Here is a 17,822-nt window from a genome sequence, read left to right as displayed (position 1 = left end):
CGGCGGGCGGTTCCACCTGGCCCGGGCCCTGGTGTCGATGGCTGGGACAAAGTTATCCACAAGGCTGGTTGAGAACTTTCGGTCACTTCTCCTACGGTCTCGCGCAACCACATTCGTGGTATCGGTTCGCAACCTGTTGGAGAGGCATCATGTTCGCTATCGCTTCCACCGTCGTCGACTTGTCAAACACGGCAGCTCACCCCTCGGCCGTACCCGGTGTCGTGACCCTTGCCCAGGAGGCGGACGTCAACACCAGGAACCTTCGAGACTGGATCGGCGACAACGTCGTCTTCACCATCCTGGCCGTCATCGCCTGCGTCGTCCTGATCGGTGGCCTGAAGGGAAACCTGTCGAAGGTGTTCACGGTCGGTGGGTTGACGGTGGTGGGTCTGGCATTTCTCGGCATCGCCAACTCCGAGACGGCGGCCGCCGGTGTCGGCAACTGGTTCCTCGGCCTCATCGGCCTCAACCCCGGCGCCTGACCACGCGAGTTGTTCCCACAGAGGAAGGGGCGATAGGTGATCAACAACGACGACCTGCTGTATCGGGTGGACCGCCACTATCTGGGCCCGACGGGATACACCCTGCCGGTGCGGATTCGGTACACCGCCGGACTCGTCGGTGTAGCGGTGTTCGCGGTGGTGTTCTTGATCGCCCGCGCCGTTCTGCACCTGCCGCTCGGATACAAGTCGTGGCTGACGATGGCCCTGGTGACCGTCTTCGTCACCCACCACATCGCCAAGTACGTCACCCCGGACCGACCCCTGCGGTCGGTGTTCAAGGCTGCCTTCAACGATCTCAATGCCCCACGGCCCCCGAAGACCGGGGAGACGGTCACTGTCACCCTCCCCGACCGGCTGACCGCTGGCGCCCGACCTGACACGGCCCGTATCGACGGTGAGGACTCACACCGATGACCACCTACGACGACAACGACATCGCATCGCTGTTCGACCCTCAACTCGAAGACCCGGTGCCGGTGATCCCGCCAGGAGCGCTGCCGCCGTCATGGGCGGCGGGACGGCAGACGCCGGCCCCACAACCGGGCCCGCGGGCGTGGTCGGAAGTGGAGTTCCCTCCGCACCCGGTCACCGAGGTGCCCGAGGAGGTCGATCCCCGGGCAGAGGACCCCGCCGTCCTGGCCGAAGACACTCGCACGCCCGAACGCCGGCGCAAGCGCTCCAAGCGCCGCGGGAAGACGCCCGCCGATCGCGAGAAGGCGGCGGCGAAGAAGCGCGCCGATCGTGCCCGGAAGGCGGTGCGGCTGCAGCTGACCGGGACCTCCGGTCACATCACCCGCACCTCACGCACGTCGACGGCGTGGTTCGTGCAGAAGCAGGGGCCGTGGAACTTCCGCACCACCGGCAAGCAGCGGCGCTTCATCCGGGACGAGGCGATGGTGCTGACCAACCTGCAGCAGGCTGGTGTCGAGCGACTGCACCGGCGACTGGTGCGCACCCCGTTCCCGGTCGAGCAGTGGGCCAAGGACCACGACCAGTGGGCTGCCCCGATCGACGACGTCCCGGGCGCGCTGTCGTGGGCGGAGTACCTGCGCGGGCAGCAGCACGCGATGCTGTGGTCGAACGCGACGATCAAGGGCCGCTACTGGGGCATCGAACTGCCGCAGCGGTCGGTGCTCGGGATCGGGCTCGACTACCTCGCCAACACCCTCGGCTACGTCGCGAACTGGCCGCTCCTGGGCACCCTCTCGTCCCTGATCACTGGCTGGGCCGACGACGCCTTCGCACGCGAGGAGAAGGCGCTCGCCGATCATCTCGCCGAACTCGAACGGATCATGGCCGGCCGCGGAGTCAACGCCGCCCCAGCATCACCGACTGCAGTCGACTACCTGCTGCGCCGGTCGGCGACGATCGGCCTACCGCTCGCTGCGGGCGGCGGTGCCGCCGGTGCCGGCGACTGGGAAGAGGACGATGTCGCCGCCCTCGAAGACCTCACCGACCTGTCCCTGACACCCGGCGATGGCTACACCACCGTCTCCGGCGTCGTCGAGGGCCGCCGCTACACCGGTGCGGTCATCGTCCTGACCGTCGGACGCATGGCCCCGCTGCCGATCCCGGAGCGGATGCTGCCCTGGCAGGTCATCGGCGACCCCTCCGGTGAACCGCTGGAATGGTCGGATCGGATCGAGCTGCACGACAAGGCACAAACCATCCGCACCATGCGCTCGCTCACCGGCAAAATCGAGAACCAATTCGACCACTACACCGTCGAACACGACGAGGTCCCGCCGAAGGAACTGGCCGAGCAGCACACCCGCGTCCAGGACGTCATCTCCGACGTCGAAGAGGACCACTCCGGGCTCTCCACCCGCACCTCCGGTTGGTACCGGGTCGCCGTCGTCGGAGCGACCCCCGACGAGGCCCGCAAGAAGGTGGCCGGTCTACGGGAGATGTACAAGCCGCACATCGCCCTCGAACAGGAACACGGACAGTTCCAGCTACTACGCGAATTCATCCCCGGCGAGCCCCGGGCGAACATCGCCCACACACGGCACATGGACGTCGAAGCCGTCGCCGCAGGCATGGCCACCGCCGGTGACCGGATCGGCGACCGCCGCGGAGTGGTACTCGGGGAGACCTCGTCGATCGCGCCGCGCCCCGTGATTTGGGATTGCTTCGCCGCGCACGAGATCAAGCACAAATCCGGGCTCACCCCCATCGTCGCGGTGCCCGGTTCGGGTAAGACGTTCCTGGCCGGGATGATCGTCTACCAGGCGGTCCGCGCGGGCGCCTACGGTGTCGTCCTCGACCCCTCGGGGCCGCTCAAGGAGCTGGCGAACCTACCCGAGTTCCGGGACATCGCCCGGGTCTACGCGCTCACCGGCCGCGACTCCCGTCCCGGAGCACTCAACCCCTACCGCGTCATCATCGACCCACGCCGCGACGACCCCGAGTACGACACCCGCCATCCGGACTTCGCGCGCGTTGCCGACCCGTTCGCCGCGGGACAGGCGAAATACGACGCGGACATGCGCGCCGCGGCCGCCGAACGAGTCGAGGTCGCCGTGTCGGTGCTGAAGATGATGCTCACCGAACGGCACCTGCATCTCGAGCACACCGAATCGGTGCTGCACCTGGCCGCCAACCGCGTCGGCGGGGACCGCGACCACAACCTGGGCGAAGTCCTCGACGCCATCAAGGCGATCGGTAAGGATGATCCCGACCAAGCCGTGCGCACCTGCGCCAGTGGCGTGTATCAGCAGCTGGAGTTGATGTCCCGGCTCGCCGAAGCCCGGGTGCTCTTCCCAGAAGCCGGCACGGTCGGCAGCGGCGTGGACGACTTCGACACCGACATCCGGCTCACCATTCTCACGATGCCCGGCCTGCAGCTGCCACCCGAGGGCGTTCCCTCCTCGCAGTGGACCCCGCAGCAGCGGATGACCGCCCCACTGATGCACATGGCCGCGTGGCTGGCGAACCGGCTCGTCTACGAAAAGCCGAGGCACGTACGCAAGGTGCTGTTCCTCGACGAAAACAAGTACCTCGAATCCACCGGCGCCGGCCGCACCCTGAACCTTCGGATCGCCCGCGACTCCCGCAAGTTCAAGGTCCGCGCCCTGGTCTGCTCACAGCTGCCCGACGACTTCCTCGGCCTCGACGGCACCGACGACAAAACTGCCCTGACCTACGAAGTTTTCGTCGGCGACGTCGGCGGTGACCCGCACGCCATCGACGGGGCCCTCAAGCTCCTCAAACTCCCTGCCGGGCAGGGCTTCGAGGCTTTCCTCGCCGAACTCGGCAGCGGCGGTGAGGACACCCTCGACGAGGACACCGACACCTCCTACCAGGATCAAGCCCGCCGGTGGATGGTGCGGATGGCCGACGACGTCGAACTGGTCCGGTCGAGCTGGGTCCACTACGTGCACCTGTCCCACGTCTTCGCCGCGTTGAACTCGAGTACCGCGAAGAACGCCCTCGGAGGTGCCGCATGAACGCACAGTGGTCCCCCAAGCACGAGATGACCTCGAATCGGCGGCTGGCTGGGCGGCTGGGGCGGCTTCTGGCCGTCTTGGCGCTGGTGCTGGCCCCATTGCTGGTCGGCCCGAACTCCCCCGTCGCGGCGGCCAGCGGTTTCGCGTGCGACGAGGTGCCTGCCCCGGAGTACCCCAAGGGTGCGTTCCCCGCTGTTTTCGACGCGACGAGCACGGACCGCCCCGACAACGGGGGCACCGGATACACGACCTACGGGTGGGCGGGTCTGCAGTGGTACACCTACGATCTCGGTTGCGGCGCGGATCTGGTGCGCGCCCCGGGAGCGGTGACCGACACCAATTGGGGCAACATCTTCCTGGGGGTCGGGAAGTCCCTGGCCGCGGCCGCATTCTGGCTCGACGATCAAACCAAGACCGGTCAGGCCGCCGAAGACGCCGGGATCGCGCCCGCAATGGAGCAGTTCGACGAGGTCGTCTCCTCGATCTCGAACGGCATGCTCGGCATTTACGGCCTCTGGCTCGGTATCGGGCTGACCGTGGCCGGCGTGATCATGCTTTGGCACGCACTCAAATCGAACGCGGCCGGCGTGACGAAATCCCTGGCCGTTGGCGGAGCAGCCCTCGCCCTCGGCGCGCTGCTGGTCGGCGCACCCCAGCAGGCAATCCGGTTCGCCGATGACACCTTCGGGGCGCTGATCACCGATACACAGAACGAGATGCTGTCGGTCTCCGGCAGCGGCGGCAAAGGACCCCGCGACGTGCTGCTCGACGACATCTTTCTCGACGACTGGCGTAAGGGCTGGTTCGGCCCGAACTATGACGATGAGGAGAACCAGCTCGGTCCCAAGCTGCGCGATGCGCTCGCGTTCTCCTACGAGGAACAACAGCAGATCGAGAATGCACCGGACTCCAGTGTCGAGAACGACCTGAAGGCCAAAAAGGAGAAGGCTTTTCGCGAGGACATCGTCCAGCCGCTCAGTGACGACTACGGATTGTCCTACTACACGTTCCAGGGCAAGGACTCCGGCCGCCTTGCCATCGGGTTCATGGCGATGGTCAAGGTCGGTATGCCGTCCATCCTGTGGACCGGTGCATCTGTGCTGAAGCTGATTGCGCTGCTCGCGATTCGCCTGGCCATCCTGTTCGCCCCGATCTGGGTACCGCTCGCAGCCGCTCACGCGGGAACGTTGATGCGGGTGTGCAGGATGATCGCCAGCGCCTACATGTGGGGCGTGGCCGGTGCGGTCATCGTCGCGCTCTATTTGCTGGCCCTGGTGAAGTTGTATGTCACCGACGACGGGCAGATCGACGGGTCGTGGCGGCTGTGGTTCATGGTGATCTTGACGTTGGTGTGCTGGTTCATCATGCGGCCGTTCAAGCGGGTTTCGCAGACCTTCACCCAGAACCGCGCCGGCGCTCTCAACCGCAAAGCCCGTCATGCGCAGTCCTCGATGAAGCAGAAGTTCTTCAAGGGGGCCAGCGCGGTTGTCGGCGGCCCGGCCGGGGCGATGGTCGAGGAGGGTGTCGGGGCGCTGAGGAAGAAGACCAAGGACGGCGGCACCGACGAGAACGAGGCCGGCGGCAACTCGGCAGCCCCGAGCCGTCCGGAGGGGCGCGAGCTCAACCAACGGCGCCGGCACGAGGCCGATCAGTCACGCATCGCGGCCCGCAAGAAGATGGATCTCCTGCAGCGGCTGGCGGACTCACGCAAGGATTCCCAGAGCCAGATCCGCACCGGGGCGGGCAAGGGTGACGACCACGAGCCGGACAACAGCCACACCCGCGGCGGCCGCGGCCGCAGCGCAGTCCTGAGTGCGCTCGGCGCCGGTGGCGCCAGCCGTTCCGGGGGCGGAGCGAGCCACGGTGGCGCTCCGCGAGTCAGTGAGACCTGGGACGGCGGAGCGGGTTCGGCCATCGCCCCGACGAAAGTCTTCACCCCGACCCGCAAGGACGTCTCACCCGAGAAGGTGCCCGCCATGTCGGCGGCCTCCGGCAATGCGACTCCGCCTCGGTCGAATGCCCGCCTGTACGAGCCGTCCCTGTCTCCCGAAGTGCGGACGCACCCGAGCGAGAGGTACAGCTGATGGCCCGCCCCGCAGGCAACCCGGTCCTCGCCCCGATCCGTCGGTGGGTGCTGTACTCGCGCACCAACCTCACGATCAGCGTGGCCGCCGTCCTCGGAGTCCTGTTCCTCGCCGGCACCGTGTTCGGGGAACCCCCTGCGCCCACACGTACGCCGACCACAGCGGCAACGACCGACTCGACGACCACCACCACCGCGACGCCGTCGGACGAGATCACCTACGACCTCGTCGAGGTAACCGAGTCGGCCATCGCGGGCAAGACCGCGGCCGCGGTCGCGAAGAGTGCGCCGGCCACGGCGATGGCCTACGCACACAGCTACGTCGACATCTCCCAGTCGAATACCGAGTGGAAGACCAAGCTCGGCCGATACACCACCGACACCCCCGGCGACACGATCGTCGCCACACGTCCCCAGGGGCCCGTCGCGATCACCGGACCCACGACCAGCGAGATCGTCACCGGCACCGGTGACGATCGGCGGGCCGAGGTCACCATCCCCACCCAGGCCGGCGACCTGCGCGTGACCGTGCAGGTGGCCGAGTCCCCGAACGGGACGAAATGGCAGGTCCAGAACCCCTTTCCCACCCTCGACCGCGACGAGGTCGGCAAGCTCGGTACCTCCCCGTCCCTGGTGAGCGACCCCGCGCCCGCCTCGCGCACAACCACCGCACCGTCGACGACAACCTCGGCGACGACTTCGGCGACGGAGCCCACACCGTCGGCTACGTCCGATTCCGAGCCGTCACCGCCGGCTTCGTCCTACTCCGAGCCGACACCTGTGCCGGTGCCCGGACCTATCCCGATCCCCGACCTTGACACGCCGATCCCGGGGGCCCTGTGACCCTGCGCCGGCGCGGGACCGCGCTGCTCCTCGCGGCCGCGGCCACCACAGTCCTCGGGACAACGGCGTGCGCACCTCAGCCAGTCATTCCTCACGATCGGTGCAAGACCACCTCCGCCGACCACGACCCGAGCACTGGTGGCCAGATGCGGGCGTCCGGGCCGATCACTGCGCCTACGAAGGCCGGGACCACCACGTTCACCTCCGGTTTCGGGCCACGGTGGGGTACCGAGCACAAGGGCGTCGACTTCGCCGGCGCAATTGGTACCCCGATCTACGCCGCCCTCGACGGCGTCGTGGTCCGCTCCGGTACGGCCACGGGATTCGGGCACTGGATCGTCGTCGATTCCCTCGTCGGCGACACACCGGTCTCTACCGTGTACGGGCACATGTTCGCCGACGGGCTGATCGCCCGTGAAGGACAGCAGGTCAAGGCCGGTGACCACATTGCCAACATCGGCAACGACGGTGAGTCCACTGGCGCCCACCTGCATTTCGAGTACTGGGAAGGCGGCCGCTTCCAAGGCGGCACCGCCGTCGACCCGATGACCAAGCTCGGCGGCGCCGCAACGACCACCGATACCGCCGCGGATTCGGACAACATTGAGCTCGCGGCCGCGACATCGCCGATCGACTGCGCGGGCTTCGGCACCGTCGGTGGTGGTGAGCTGGCCGCCGGATCGGTGCCGCCAGAATTCGACCCGTGGATCCGCAAGGCCGGCAGCATCTGCCCCGGCATTCGGCCCCCGATCCTGTCCTCGCAGCTCTACGCCGAGAATCAGTTTCGGCACGGCGCCAACGCCCCGGTCTCACCGTCGGGTGCGCTCGGGCCCGCGCAGTTCATGCCCGGAACCTGGGCGACCTGGGGCAAGGACTACGACGGCGACGGCAAGGTCGACCCCCATTCGATCGGCGACGCCGTCATGGCTCAGGGGCATTTCATGTGCGCCCTCAACGACCAGGTCAACGCCGCGCTCGCGGCCGGCACCGTGACGGGAGATCCGGTCGAGCTGTCGCTGGCCGCGTACAACGCCGGTTTCGGTGCGGTGCAGTCGTACCGCGGTATTCCCCCGTATGCCGAGACTCAGAACTATGTCGCGAAGATCGTCCTCGGTCAGGCCAAGTACACATCCTTGAGCTCCACCGGCCGCCTGGTCCCGAATGGGTCGAAGGACGGCGGCCAGGTCGTTGCGGCCGCGCGGCAGTACCTCGGCACCCCCTATGTCTGGGGTGGAGGTAGCACCGGCGGACCGTCAGGTGGTGGCTTCGACTGCTCCGGACTGACCAGCTACGCGATCTTCACCGGCAGCGGTGGCAAGGTCACACTGCCGCGGACCTCGGAGCAGCAGTGGACCGTCGGCATCGAGATCCCGATCGATCAGGCCCAACCGGGCGATCTCGTCTTCGGATCCTGGGCCGCTTCCGGACCGGGTCACGTCGGCGTCGCGCTGGGTGGTGGGCGCATGATCCACGCCCCGACCACGGGTGACGTCGTGAAGGAAGCGCCAGAGATGAGCGGGATGAAGGCACGGAGGGTGATGTGATGAGTGGACTGCCCGCAACTGCTGTAGGTTCTCATTCTTCTTTTCGTCCTTCTTATCAATTTTTCGGACGCTCTGCGCCAGCTCTGGGCGGTCCGGAGGAATCTCCAGTTCAACGGCCTGCGACCGGACCTGTCGGGGCTTTGCCCAACGGGTAGCAGCCTCGATGGCCGAAGAAAGCGAAGAATCAGTGAGAATCCCAGCCGCAAAGGTAAGAAACCTCAGCAAATCCACTGGTGGCGGAACCATCCACCGAAAAGTGCGACCAGAACCTACAACTGCTGCAGGAGGACCGAGATGAGCGTGCATCGATTCCTGGCCGTGGTGGTGCTCCTCGGCGCCCTGGTCGCCGTCCTCGTCTATGCGTGCCGGCCGAACGGAGAAGATCCGCAAACCTTGCCTGCAGAGACGTCGACGCCGTCCGCCCCTGCACCGTCGATCACCGTTGCTCCAGTACCTCCGCCGACCGCTGCGACACCGGCGCCAGGCGCGGCGGCGGCGGAGGAGGCAGCCCGCCAGGCCCTGGCTGTCGCGTTCACCTGGTACCCAGCCACCGACCAGTCCCCCAATGACGGTTTCATCCGGGCTCGACAGTGGCTGACCGACAGCCTGGCATCGCAAGTGGCCGTCCCGGTCACGACCGAACGCGGACCCGGCGTGCAATGGGGACAATGGGCCACCGCGAACTCGAAGGTCGTCGCCGACGTGATGATCGGCTGCTCCGGGTGCCCGCCCGATACCGATACCCTCATTCACCGAGTCGCCACCATCCATCAGACCGCGATCACCGGTGACAACGCAGTCCCCGTCGCCCCTGACACCACCGTCTGGGTCACCCTCACCAAGGCCGGGGACAGCTGGCTCATCGACACCATCCGGTACTGAAACCAGTAGTCACCGCACCGAGTTCGACAACGCCGCCCTGCGGCAACAGGAGGGGAACCAGATGTCCAACCGCAGCCGCACGCTCGTCGGCCTCGCTCTCACCAGCATGATCGCCGCCACCCTGACCGCATGCTCCGGCTCGTCGAGCGATGACGGTCGGCCCGGCACCGTCACGCCCGCCGAATCGTCCGGTGGATCCGACGGTTGGGACGGCAACATCGCCATCGGCGTCGGCAACCGCAAAGGCGTCGACCTCGTGACCCTTCCTGCCCCGGACCAGGTCGATGTCCAGTGCCACGGCGAGGGTGACAATCTCACCGTCGACATCACCGCACCGAACGGGTGGCACGCCACCCTCACTCACGGATCCCAGACCATCACGGTCGAGAACGAGACCCTCAACTACCCAGCTCACGACTTCGCCGAATCCCCGGGGGCGATCGAGGCCGTCAACCGAACACGACCGAAGGGCAGCACGAAGCAGTATCCACTCGGCGTTACCTGGGACAAGCCATCGGTCGGAGAGGTCGAGATCCAGGTCGACGCCGACACCCCGCCGCACTGGATGGTGAATTCCCCGTACGAGGACTTCGACATGTACATGCACATCAGCTGCGGCCTGAAGTAAGAGCCGACGCAACGCACCTTCCGAGGGGACGTGTCGTCTACGCAGTTCAAAGCATCAATTGAGCGGCGCCAGACCGCGACCTCGGCACCCGGGCACTTCACCGCCAGCAGCTTTACCAAGCGTCCGATCGGACGCCCTCCTTACTGATGCGTAAGATAGTGTCGCGCCTTCAGGTGTGAAGGTTTCCCGGTTCTTGACGACTTCGGTTCCGGATGTGGCGGCCGGCATGGATCAGTGCCTGGTCACACCTGCCTATTTGCCCGGTGGTGCTAGCTATGTCTGGTGTTCGACGTGTCCATCATCTGAATTGCGGATCTTTCGATTCGCTCGCCAGCGGTCCCCTGGTCTCGCATGTCCTACTTTGCGAGACAAAGGACGGCTTGGTCCTAGTCGACAGCGGAATCGGCCGATCAGATATCGCCTCGCCGAGAAGTCGACTCGGCCGCGTCGCCCTGGCCCTCGGACCGGCGTTGCGTGTGGAGGAGACGGCCGCACATCAAATCGAAGCCCTCGGCTACCAACTCTCGGACGTACGTCACATCGTGGCGACGCACCTGGACTACGACCACATCGGTGGCGCACTCGACTTTCCCCACGCAACGGTGCACACGACGGCCGCCGAACTCCGCACCGCGCGAGCGCGGCGCCGGCTACCCGAGCGACTCCGGTATCGCCGCCCGCACGTCGAGGCGATCACCTCGTTCCAGACGTACGACGGGACCGGAGAAGAGCTACTCGGCCTTCCCGTCGCACACCCGATCCTCGGAGTCGAAGACGTGTGGCTCGTCCCGATGCCCGGACATTCCATCGGCCATGCCGGTGTCGCAGTCCGAACCAACAACCGCGGTTGGCTGTTTCACGCCGGGGATTCCTTCTACCATCGAGCAGCACTCTCCCCCAGTCGATCTGCACCAATAAGTCGCGCCGCGATGCTGGGTGCGATCGAGCTGACTATGGCCTCAATTCCCGCGAAAGTCCGTGCAAATCACCAGCAACTCCGCAAACTTGCGCACGAACCCTCACAGCGAGTGTCCGTCTTCTGTGCGCACGATGCGGTTCTGTTCGATCGGCTTCGCGCAGAACAGAGCCCGATTTTCCCCTGACCCAACGCTTACATAGGGTTGAGGTTGATGGAGGGGAGTTTTACGTGACAGACGTACTCGAAGGCCGCCAACAGAATGGCGCCCCGGAAACCAGCAATCAGGGCTGGGTAATTTTCGAAACTCTCGGTGTCGATGCAGGTCAGGAGCCTTGCGTCGTCTCCGAAGGCGGTCTCGCGCGCGACTTCGCGAGCCGGATGAAAAGGAGCTGGAGCGTCGCGACGAACCGTGGCGACGCCGCCAAACTCCGCGAGGCAGCACAGAAGGCCATCAGCGCCGTCCTCAAAGCCCGTAAACCACTCCATGATCGGGTTTGGTTGTCGCAGAACCGAACCGCGGTATCTTATGCGGCTCCCATCCTGTCTTCGAATGGGGAAATCTTTGGCGTGCAGGTATATATCGCAGCGGCCGGAGAGGCGCCGCCCCCTCCACGTACTGTCGGGACCTTCGAGTGGGATTTCGCCACGATGCGGTCCGAGCACACCCCTATCGTTGAGGAGAAGATCCTCGGTATCGACACCACCCAGCCAAACCGCAGCCTTCCCGAGATCTGGCGCTTCTTCACCGCCTTCGACAAGCGCGACGCCTACACCGTGTACGTCGGCCAGATCGGCCACGGCCAAATAGAACCAAGCCAGCCTTTTGCGGCCGAGATCAGCCTGGAGGGCGACGACAAGGTTCTACGGTGCGTGCACATGACAACCCGGGGCCGCGAGATCGGCGGCCGGAAGACTATCGCCGGCCTCATCCACGACCTCTCCGACGAGACACACCCCAAGCGGGATTTCCACCGCGAGTACAGCAAGACCCAGGCCATGACGATCGAGAAGTCGCTTGCCGAGCCGATGGGTATCGGATACCTGGAGCTGATCACGGGCCTGTTCCTGGAATGGGATGTCACACCTCCCGGACCGCTCGCTCGCTGGCGCACCGAGGTCGCTGAGATCCACGAGAAGAGCCGAGATGCATTTCTGCATGCCCGGGAATCACTTCGGAACGGCGACGCCCTCAGCCTCGACGTGGTGCTGTTCGTCCGGTTCTCCGAGTCAGAGGCGTGGACACCCGCCGAGTTGACCATCACCGGAGTGGCTACAGCCAGCGCCGAGCACGGTGTAACGGTGGTGCAAGCGATGGTGCTGGTACGCCCCGGCACCGGCCCGATCTGCTGGTAGTACACCATTCAATAACAGCGGCAATCGATCTCGCCCGCCCCAGCGTGCTGGGCGAGATCGACACACCGCCCGGATCGTTCGGTTGCAGAGTTCCTGCGGACTGCTAATCTGATGTCCGCGCTCCCCACCCGGGAGTTTCCTGAGGCTTGTCGTAGTCGGCTTCAGAAGAGGCAAAACAACGTGTGGCACACGTATATCTTCTTGCGCCACACCGGTCCCGGGGGTGGGTTATGTCGATTCGAGCAACCGAGCTACTTCTCTCAGCGCTCAGCGTTGCGAAGAAGTGGAACCTCGGGGTGTCGACGCAGAAATCGTCCTTCGCCGGCCGATCGTTACGCCTCAGCAGCACTTCCCCAGCAGCCCTGCGCCCGACTGCACAATCCTCAGTCGAGTGGCGGCCGGGCGCGCCCACGCTCGTACGCCGCTCGAATCTCGGTGACGGACACTCCGAGTTCGCCTGCAAGCCGTTCAGCGACAGCATCGCCGAGCTTGGCGTGTCCGCGTTCGAGAGCGGCGAGGAGGGATGTCGACACGCCGATGATCCCGGCGAGCTGCGCTTGGGTTCGGCCAGTCAGCTCGCGCAGCGTGCCGAGCTTGCGTTCCTCGACGGGGACATCTATCACCTCGTCCATTCGCAGTCCGAGGATCTCCACGACCCTCATCAATCGATCGACCTGAGGGGTCGATCGACCCACTTCCCATGCCGAGATCGTGGCCGTGCTCACATCGGCACGCAGGGCGAGTTCGCCCTGCGCCAAGTGTTTGTCGATACGGGCCTGGGAGAGCCGGGAAGGCACGAACCCATCCAGTGTTCGCCGGCTCATCCTGGGCAACCTCGCATAACGAGCCATGCTGCCCGACCTCCAGGACTGTTGTCACAAAAAAGTACGATAGATAAGAGCGTTAATGTGTAAGACTATATTAGAATCCCAAGGGGGATGAGCACCTGACTTCCCCCACACAACAAGAAACCCCCCGATCGCTACCAACGATCAGGGGGCCTCGACCGGAGCGGGGCTGCAACCCCTAGCCGGTCATAGCAGATTGGAACCTCTGCAATGAACACGTTAGCTGGCGCTCTAATAGAGCGTCCCAAGAAGCACCTATCCGCAACCCGATCGTTGGCAACCGCAAGTGCGGCTGACCTGGTACGCATCACGTCCCTGCACTCGACAATGGACGGACGCTGCACCGGATGTGGCTATGAGCCGACCATCATCAAACCGCTGTGCCCAGAGGCCGCGGCAGCACTACGTGAGCTGACGCAGCGCGATGCGAAGACGGGCACCCGCGGAACTCAGTTTTCGAACTTCTCGACCAGCGATCTGCTGGCCTCATCACTTCAACACCGCCCAACCTCTGCCGGTCGGTGCCTGCGCTGCGGATTCACCTACACCGCCGGATGCGAGGACTGCCCAGCACTCCGCGCTATTCGGAGGGAACTCGAAAGCCGCGGCGTCACACCGATTCGACCTGAGGCCCAAGATTCGGCACTCTGCTCCGGCCGAGCGCAGGCATGGGAGATCGAGGGACAGAGCGCAGCCCAGCTGCGGCGCGTAATTGACGCGTGCAAGCAGTGCCCGCTCCTCGCCCAATGCCGCACCGAGATCCTCCGGACAATCGAACAAGGTGAGCCGCCGCGCGGGATGATCGTCGCCGGCGATGCCTACGACCTGCGTGGAAACCGGATCGAGCACCACCTCTTGGCCCGGTACGAAGCAGTGGCCTCGGGTTCTCGAAGCCGATGGGACACGACGCGGGCAGGAGTCGCAGCATGACCGCCCCCACGCCCTGCTCGATCGACCCAGAATCCTGGGACCTGGATGCAGGTTCCTACCGCGCCGGCCTCGACGCGCAAGCTGAATGCCTCCGGTGCCCGCGACTTGCCGCCTGCCGGAGAGAGGTCGCGGAGTTGACCAACGCGGGAAGTCCCCCGCAGTCGATGATCTGGGCGGCAGTTGCGTACCGCCACGACGGCGGAGCCATCCTGACTCGCCGTGACCTGCGCGCCTACTACAACCGGAGCGAAGGTCAGCGTGAGGCCAACCGGGGGGCGGCGGCATGACATCGCTCGTCGATCGCGTCTACTACATGGCCACTGGCCAGCTGGAGTCCCCTGCCACCGAGGGCCCCTCAGCCATTCGGTGGAATTGGTTCGCCGACCTCTACGCCCACCCGCAGTGGGGTCTCATCACCGTCCCCGGGTTCTCGCAGGCAGAGGCGCAGACTGTCGCCTCCCTCTGCCGCGCCACACCGATCGGCTCGGTCGACTCGATCTCGGCGCGCTGGAACGCATTCGAGCAGCTCGCGGCGATCAAACTCGATCGCGCGCCGTCCGATTTCCCCTGGGCCGCGGTAGCAAACTCCGCGATCGACGCCCATGACTACTTGGCCAGCGGCAACTTCAGTGGCACCGAGACAGTAACCAGCGCCTTCTGGGCGCACCTCACCGTTCAACCGACAGAGATCGCCGAGAACCGAATCTCAGCGGCAATCGAGGCGTGGAATACCCGTTTCTACAGCTCAACGAGGGGGGCAGCCGCATGACAAACTTCACCGCCACCGACCGCCATGGGCACGAGTGGGAACTGATTCCGATGCGGGAAACGATCTGTGCTCGAAAGGTCGCCAAAGAAACAGATACGGCGACCGTGCTCAACGCAGATCAACTCCTCACCAACCACGGTCCCCTGCTGCTCTCGGCCGAGCGGCCGATCTTCAGCGCGGGTGCGTGGGATTCCCTTGTCGACATCGTCGACCTGGTCGCGGCAGATCCCGAAACGGCCTCCGTCGAGCAGATCCGGGAGGTCGCTTCTGTGGCCCAACTCATGCTCGCGGTAACGGCGCATCAGCAGCCATTTGAGGCCGTCCGAGAGCGGGGTCTGATTCCAGATTCAGCACGCGCGAGCCTCCACAGTCTCGAGGGGGGCCCGTGGTGAGATGGTTACCGACTTGTGTCCAAAGAGAAGGAAGTGCTCCGTGTGACTGAGTGACTAGCGAACGTCCTCGATAGCTAAATCAAAAGAGCAGACCCTCAGAAACAAGAAGACCCCCTGGTGGGGGTGGTTTCGGATCAGGAACCGCTTCCGCGGGATTCGTCGAGAAGGACTTTGGCAGGTCCTTCTCACCAGGAGGGTGATGGCCTTGGCGGGACCGTCACGTTCTCTCTGAGGTGAGTGTCGAAAGTTAGAGCTTTCGAAACTCGTACTGCGTTCCCCGAAGGGCTTACCTGTGACAGGTACGGTCCAGGGTAACCCATACCCTGAATCAGCATTGCTAAGTCGATCATCGACGCTCGGCGTGTCGTCTGACACTCCGGTGCATGCAGTCGATCCTGCTCCCGATCCGGAGTGGGCAGCACTCGTTGACGCAGCGCACCGCAACGTCAGCGAACTCGAACAGTTCAACCGTGCGAGTCGTCAGCGTGGCAGCTCGTGGGCACTACCCGTCGCTGACGGCGCGTACCGGGATATCCCGGTGTGGTCGGGTAAGGGTGCGTGGCTGCGGCAGCTTCGCCACGCGGTAACCAACACCGAGACCGGCCGAGCCGCGGTCAAACAGCGCCGCATCGGCGTTGAAACGATAGTCGCGGTCGCGGCCGCCCACGCACGATTCGCCGACTCCACCACCGGACGGGACATCACTGCTGCGGTGGCCACGATCGAACGGGCGGCAGGGGTATCCGAATCGGTGGTCCAACGTGCACGGCGCGTGCTCCGTGACCTGGGTATGGGCTACGAGGTCGTCCGCGGTCGCCAACTGCAGAGCCGTGAATTCATGGCCGCCGAGTTGCATCACGGCGGCCACCAGCGCGGAGCTGCGAGCGTGTGGGCCCTGTCGAGCCCCCGATGGATCATCGAGGCCGCTCCTCGACCAGTGGCCGCTCAGCGGCGCTCCCCCGCACGCTCAGTGCACCGGGCGCAGACACATCAACAGCGCCGCCAACGCCAGCAGGCTGCAGGCCGCAAAGCCGAAGCGGCCAATCCACAGCTCAGCGGGCGTGACACCCTATCTCTTGGTTCTCCAGTTCTTGAGAAGTTCTCTCGTAAGAGAGAACTCACCAAGCGCGCGACGCACGCAGGAGCAATTACCACCAACACGCACCGGCCCCTGCACACCCAACGCGCGGCCGCCCAACTCGCCCGTCTCGCCCCCGCACTGACGCCGGATGGTCACATCGGCCAGCTCATCGACGTGCTCGTACGCACCGGCATCGACACCACCCGCTGGACCGGCCGCGACATCGCCGACGCCCTCACCCGCGACACCCAAAACCGTGGGTGGACCTGGCCGGACGCGAAGAGCTGGAACACCGGCGGCTACTCGGTCCAAAACCCCGTCCGATACGCCCACATGCGGCTCTCACGCATCGATTTCACCGGCCCCTCCCCGAGCCAGCAACGAGCCGGAATCGACGCCCAGCGACGCGCTGAGCAGGCAGCACGCGCTACCGAGGGTGCGGAGGCCCGATCCCGGGCGGCAAGTGCCGAACACCGCGCGGCGATGCGAGCGAATTGGCGCACTCTTGCCACCGCCGCGAGCACCACACGCCCCGGAGGGATCCACGAATGATCACCGCCGCGAGCACCACACGCCCCGGAGGGATCCACGAATGATCACCGCCACCACCACCAAGCCGTCGTGTGTTCAATGCACTGGCACCAAGGGGTCCTCGGGGAAGGCCGGCCTCAAGCGCCGCCTGTTCGACGTAGCCGCGACCGCGGCTTCCGGAAACGGCACGGAGAGCGTCACTCCGCGGGTCCCCGCCGACACGGAAGATTCGGCATAAGGTGCCGGAGACGACCGCGTTCACCCCGCACCTACTTCGAGGACGGAGCCCCACGTGTCGACGAGCCAGACGAAGACGCTAGCCAAACGGCGCCGCTCCCCCGCTCGCCAGCAACGAACGGAGCAGGTCAGCAGGAACTCCGACTCGGTCCGCGAACGGCTACGCACCGGGGCCACCACCGTCGTCGTCGACACCGCCGGCAGCGAGATCGAACTCGACGACTGCACGTTCGCCAAAGCCAAGACGAACGAGTGGACCATCCGCATCATCGGTACTTCTCTGGTCCGCATCCACCTCGACACCCCGCTCCCGGAGACCGCGCACATCGTCGCCACGGACGCCGCCCGCCTCCAGATCACGGGCCGGGTGCGGCTCTACGCATACACCAACACCGTCGTCGACGCGTTCGACCACTGCATCGTGATCGCACGCAACCATGCCGGCATCAACGCCTGCGACAACACTCAGATCAACGCGACGGACAACACCTTCGTCTGCGCCTACGACAGCGCGGTGGTCTACGCGGAGGGCGATGCGGTAGTCCATGCCAGCGGCGACGCGCACCTCGTTCTCAGGGACAACGCTCGGGCGACCACTCAGCGCGGTGTCACCGTCCAGGGGCCCTCCCGCGGGAATGTCTCCGTCCGACGCTGAGATCCGTTTGTAGGCCGGCCCGTTTCCATGGGAAACAGTCGAAGAAGGACATGCTGAGTTCCTGGATACCGGGAAGTCGTGAAAGTTGCTGGACCCGGGCAATACGTTTCTCGCTCTCCTCCCCTGCGAAACCTGCGCCTGGAACGACACGGCCTGGGGAGAATTTCTGCGCGAA

16 protein-coding genes are annotated in these 17,822 nt (G+C 65.5%); 15 read left to right on the top strand and 1 reads right to left on the bottom strand.

Going from position 1 to position 17,822, the window contains the following annotated elements:
• The first annotated feature begins 149 nt into the window (after positions 1–149).
• From CJ179_RS49760 to CJ179_RS49710, 10 genes are all read left to right on the top strand, one after another.
• Complete coding sequence (locus CJ179_RS49760; RefSeq protein WP_054248314.1) at positions 150–482, top strand: hypothetical protein; 333 nt, start codon at positions 150–152, stop codon at positions 480–482.
• Positions 483–518: 36 nt separating this feature from the next.
• Positions 519–917 carry a hypothetical protein gene (locus CJ179_RS49755; RefSeq protein ID WP_095866423.1) on the top strand — a complete coding sequence of 133 codons (399 nt, stop codon included), beginning with the start codon at positions 519–521 and terminating at the stop codon, positions 915–917.
• The gene (locus CJ179_RS49750; RefSeq protein WP_095866422.1) at positions 914–3,952 is read left to right on the top strand and encodes an ATP-binding protein; all 3,039 of its coding nucleotides are present in this window, start codon (positions 914–916) and stop codon (positions 3,950–3,952) included. Before CJ179_RS49755 ends, CJ179_RS49750 begins: the two co-directional genes overlap by 4 nt.
• Entirely contained in the window at positions 3,949–6,036 is a 2,088-nt protein-coding gene (locus tag CJ179_RS49745; protein WP_257016429.1) for a hypothetical protein, read from the top strand. Before CJ179_RS49750 ends, CJ179_RS49745 begins: the two co-directional genes overlap by 4 nt.
• Entirely contained in the window at positions 6,036–6,878 is an 843-nt protein-coding gene (locus tag CJ179_RS49740; protein WP_179377987.1) for a hypothetical protein, read from the top strand. The genes CJ179_RS49745 and CJ179_RS49740 overlap by 1 nt, the downstream gene beginning before the upstream one ends.
• Positions 6,875–8,422 carry a peptidoglycan DD-metalloendopeptidase family protein gene (locus CJ179_RS49735; RefSeq protein ID WP_095866421.1) on the top strand — a complete coding sequence of 516 codons (1,548 nt, stop codon included), beginning with the start codon at positions 6,875–6,877 and terminating at the stop codon, positions 8,420–8,422. The genes CJ179_RS49740 and CJ179_RS49735 overlap by 4 nt, the downstream gene beginning before the upstream one ends.
• A 294-nt stretch (positions 8,423–8,716) precedes the next feature.
• Entirely contained in the window at positions 8,717–9,304 is a 588-nt protein-coding gene (locus tag CJ179_RS49730; RefSeq protein ID WP_095866420.1) for a hypothetical protein, read from the top strand.
• A 61-nt stretch (positions 9,305–9,365) separates the two neighbouring features.
• Complete coding sequence (locus CJ179_RS49725) at positions 9,366–9,932, top strand: hypothetical protein (protein ID WP_054248308.1); 567 nt, start codon at positions 9,366–9,368, stop codon at positions 9,930–9,932.
• Between the two features lie 275 nt (positions 9,933–10,207).
• Complete coding sequence (locus tag CJ179_RS49720) at positions 10,208–11,035, top strand: MBL fold metallo-hydrolase (protein ID WP_095866419.1); 828 nt, start codon at positions 10,208–10,210, stop codon at positions 11,033–11,035.
• Between the two features lie 44 nt (positions 11,036–11,079).
• Positions 11,080–12,204 carry a GAF domain-containing protein gene (locus CJ179_RS49710; protein WP_143549089.1) on the top strand — a complete coding sequence of 375 codons (1,125 nt, stop codon included), beginning with the start codon at positions 11,080–11,082 and terminating at the stop codon, positions 12,202–12,204.
• 383 nt (positions 12,205–12,587) lie between these two features.
• Here CJ179_RS49710 and CJ179_RS49705 read toward each other — a convergent pair whose 3' ends face one another.
• Positions 12,588–13,028 carry a helix-turn-helix transcriptional regulator gene (locus CJ179_RS49705; protein WP_063886898.1) on the bottom strand — a complete coding sequence of 147 codons (441 nt, stop codon included), beginning with the start codon at positions 13,026–13,028 and terminating at the stop codon, positions 12,588–12,590.
• A 950-nt stretch (positions 13,029–13,978) separates the two neighbouring features.
• Between CJ179_RS49705 and CJ179_RS49695 the strand changes: the two genes are divergently transcribed.
• The 5 genes from CJ179_RS49695 (at position 13,979) to CJ179_RS49675 (ending at position 17,647) form a co-directional block, all read left to right on the top strand.
• Entirely contained in the window at positions 13,979–14,269 is a 291-nt protein-coding gene (locus CJ179_RS49695) for a hypothetical protein (protein ID WP_095866437.1), read from the top strand.
• Positions 14,266–14,751: a hypothetical protein gene (locus CJ179_RS49690; protein WP_095866415.1), complete on the top strand. Its 486-nt coding sequence runs from the start codon at positions 14,266–14,268 to the stop codon at positions 14,749–14,751. The genes CJ179_RS49695 and CJ179_RS49690 overlap by 4 nt, the downstream gene beginning before the upstream one ends.
• Positions 14,706–15,143: a hypothetical protein gene (locus CJ179_RS49685; RefSeq protein ID WP_257016427.1), complete on the top strand. Its 438-nt coding sequence runs from the start codon at positions 14,706–14,708 to the stop codon at positions 15,141–15,143. Before CJ179_RS49690 ends, CJ179_RS49685 begins: the two co-directional genes overlap by 46 nt.
• 361 nt (positions 15,144–15,504) lie before the next feature.
• Positions 15,505–16,776, top strand: coding sequence for a hypothetical protein (locus CJ179_RS49680; protein ID WP_143549088.1), 1,272 nt, complete (start codon positions 15,505–15,507; stop codon positions 16,774–16,776).
• 271 nt (positions 16,777–17,047) lie between these two features.
• The gene (locus tag CJ179_RS49675; RefSeq protein ID WP_095866413.1) at positions 17,048–17,647 is read left to right on the top strand and encodes a hypothetical protein; all 600 of its coding nucleotides are present in this window, start codon (positions 17,048–17,050) and stop codon (positions 17,645–17,647) included.
• Positions 17,648–17,822 lie beyond the last annotated feature (175 nt).

Source organism: Rhodococcus sp. ACS1, assembly GCF_002300155.1.
Lineage (GTDB): Bacteria > Actinomycetota > Actinomycetes > Mycobacteriales > Mycobacteriaceae > Rhodococcus_F > Rhodococcus_F koreensis.
The sequence above is the reverse complement of the archived record's forward strand: the minus strand, read 5'-3'. Positions and strand labels throughout refer to the sequence as shown.

Excerpts from the sequence above, each read along its gene's own strand:
- CJ179_RS49760 (WP_054248314.1), top strand. The coding sequence starts at position 150 with ATGTTCGCTATCGCTTCCACCGTCGTCGACTTGTCAAACACGGCAGCT.
- CJ179_RS49750 (WP_095866422.1), top strand. The coding sequence starts at position 914 with ATGACCACCTACGACGACAACGACATCGCATCGCTGTTCGACCCTCAA.
- CJ179_RS49745 (WP_257016429.1), top strand. The coding sequence starts at position 3,949 with ATGAACGCACAGTGGTCCCCCAAGCACGAGATGACCTCGAATCGGCGG.
- CJ179_RS49740 (WP_179377987.1), top strand. The coding sequence starts at position 6,036 with ATGGCCCGCCCCGCAGGCAACCCGGTCCTCGCCCCGATCCGTCGGTGG.
- CJ179_RS49730 (WP_095866420.1), top strand. The coding sequence starts at position 8,717 with ATGAGCGTGCATCGATTCCTGGCCGTGGTGGTGCTCCTCGGCGCCCTG.
- CJ179_RS49725 (WP_054248308.1), top strand. The coding sequence starts at position 9,366 with ATGTCCAACCGCAGCCGCACGCTCGTCGGCCTCGCTCTCACCAGCATG.
- CJ179_RS49720 (WP_095866419.1), top strand. The coding sequence starts at position 10,208 with ATGTCTGGTGTTCGACGTGTCCATCATCTGAATTGCGGATCTTTCGAT.
- CJ179_RS49705 (WP_063886898.1), bottom strand. The coding sequence starts at position 13,028 with ATGAGCCGGCGAACACTGGATGGGTTCGTGCCTTCCCGGCTCTCCCAG.
- CJ179_RS49695 (WP_095866437.1), top strand. The coding sequence starts at position 13,979 with ATGACCGCCCCCACGCCCTGCTCGATCGACCCAGAATCCTGGGACCTG.
- CJ179_RS49690 (WP_095866415.1), top strand. The coding sequence starts at position 14,266 with ATGACATCGCTCGTCGATCGCGTCTACTACATGGCCACTGGCCAGCTG.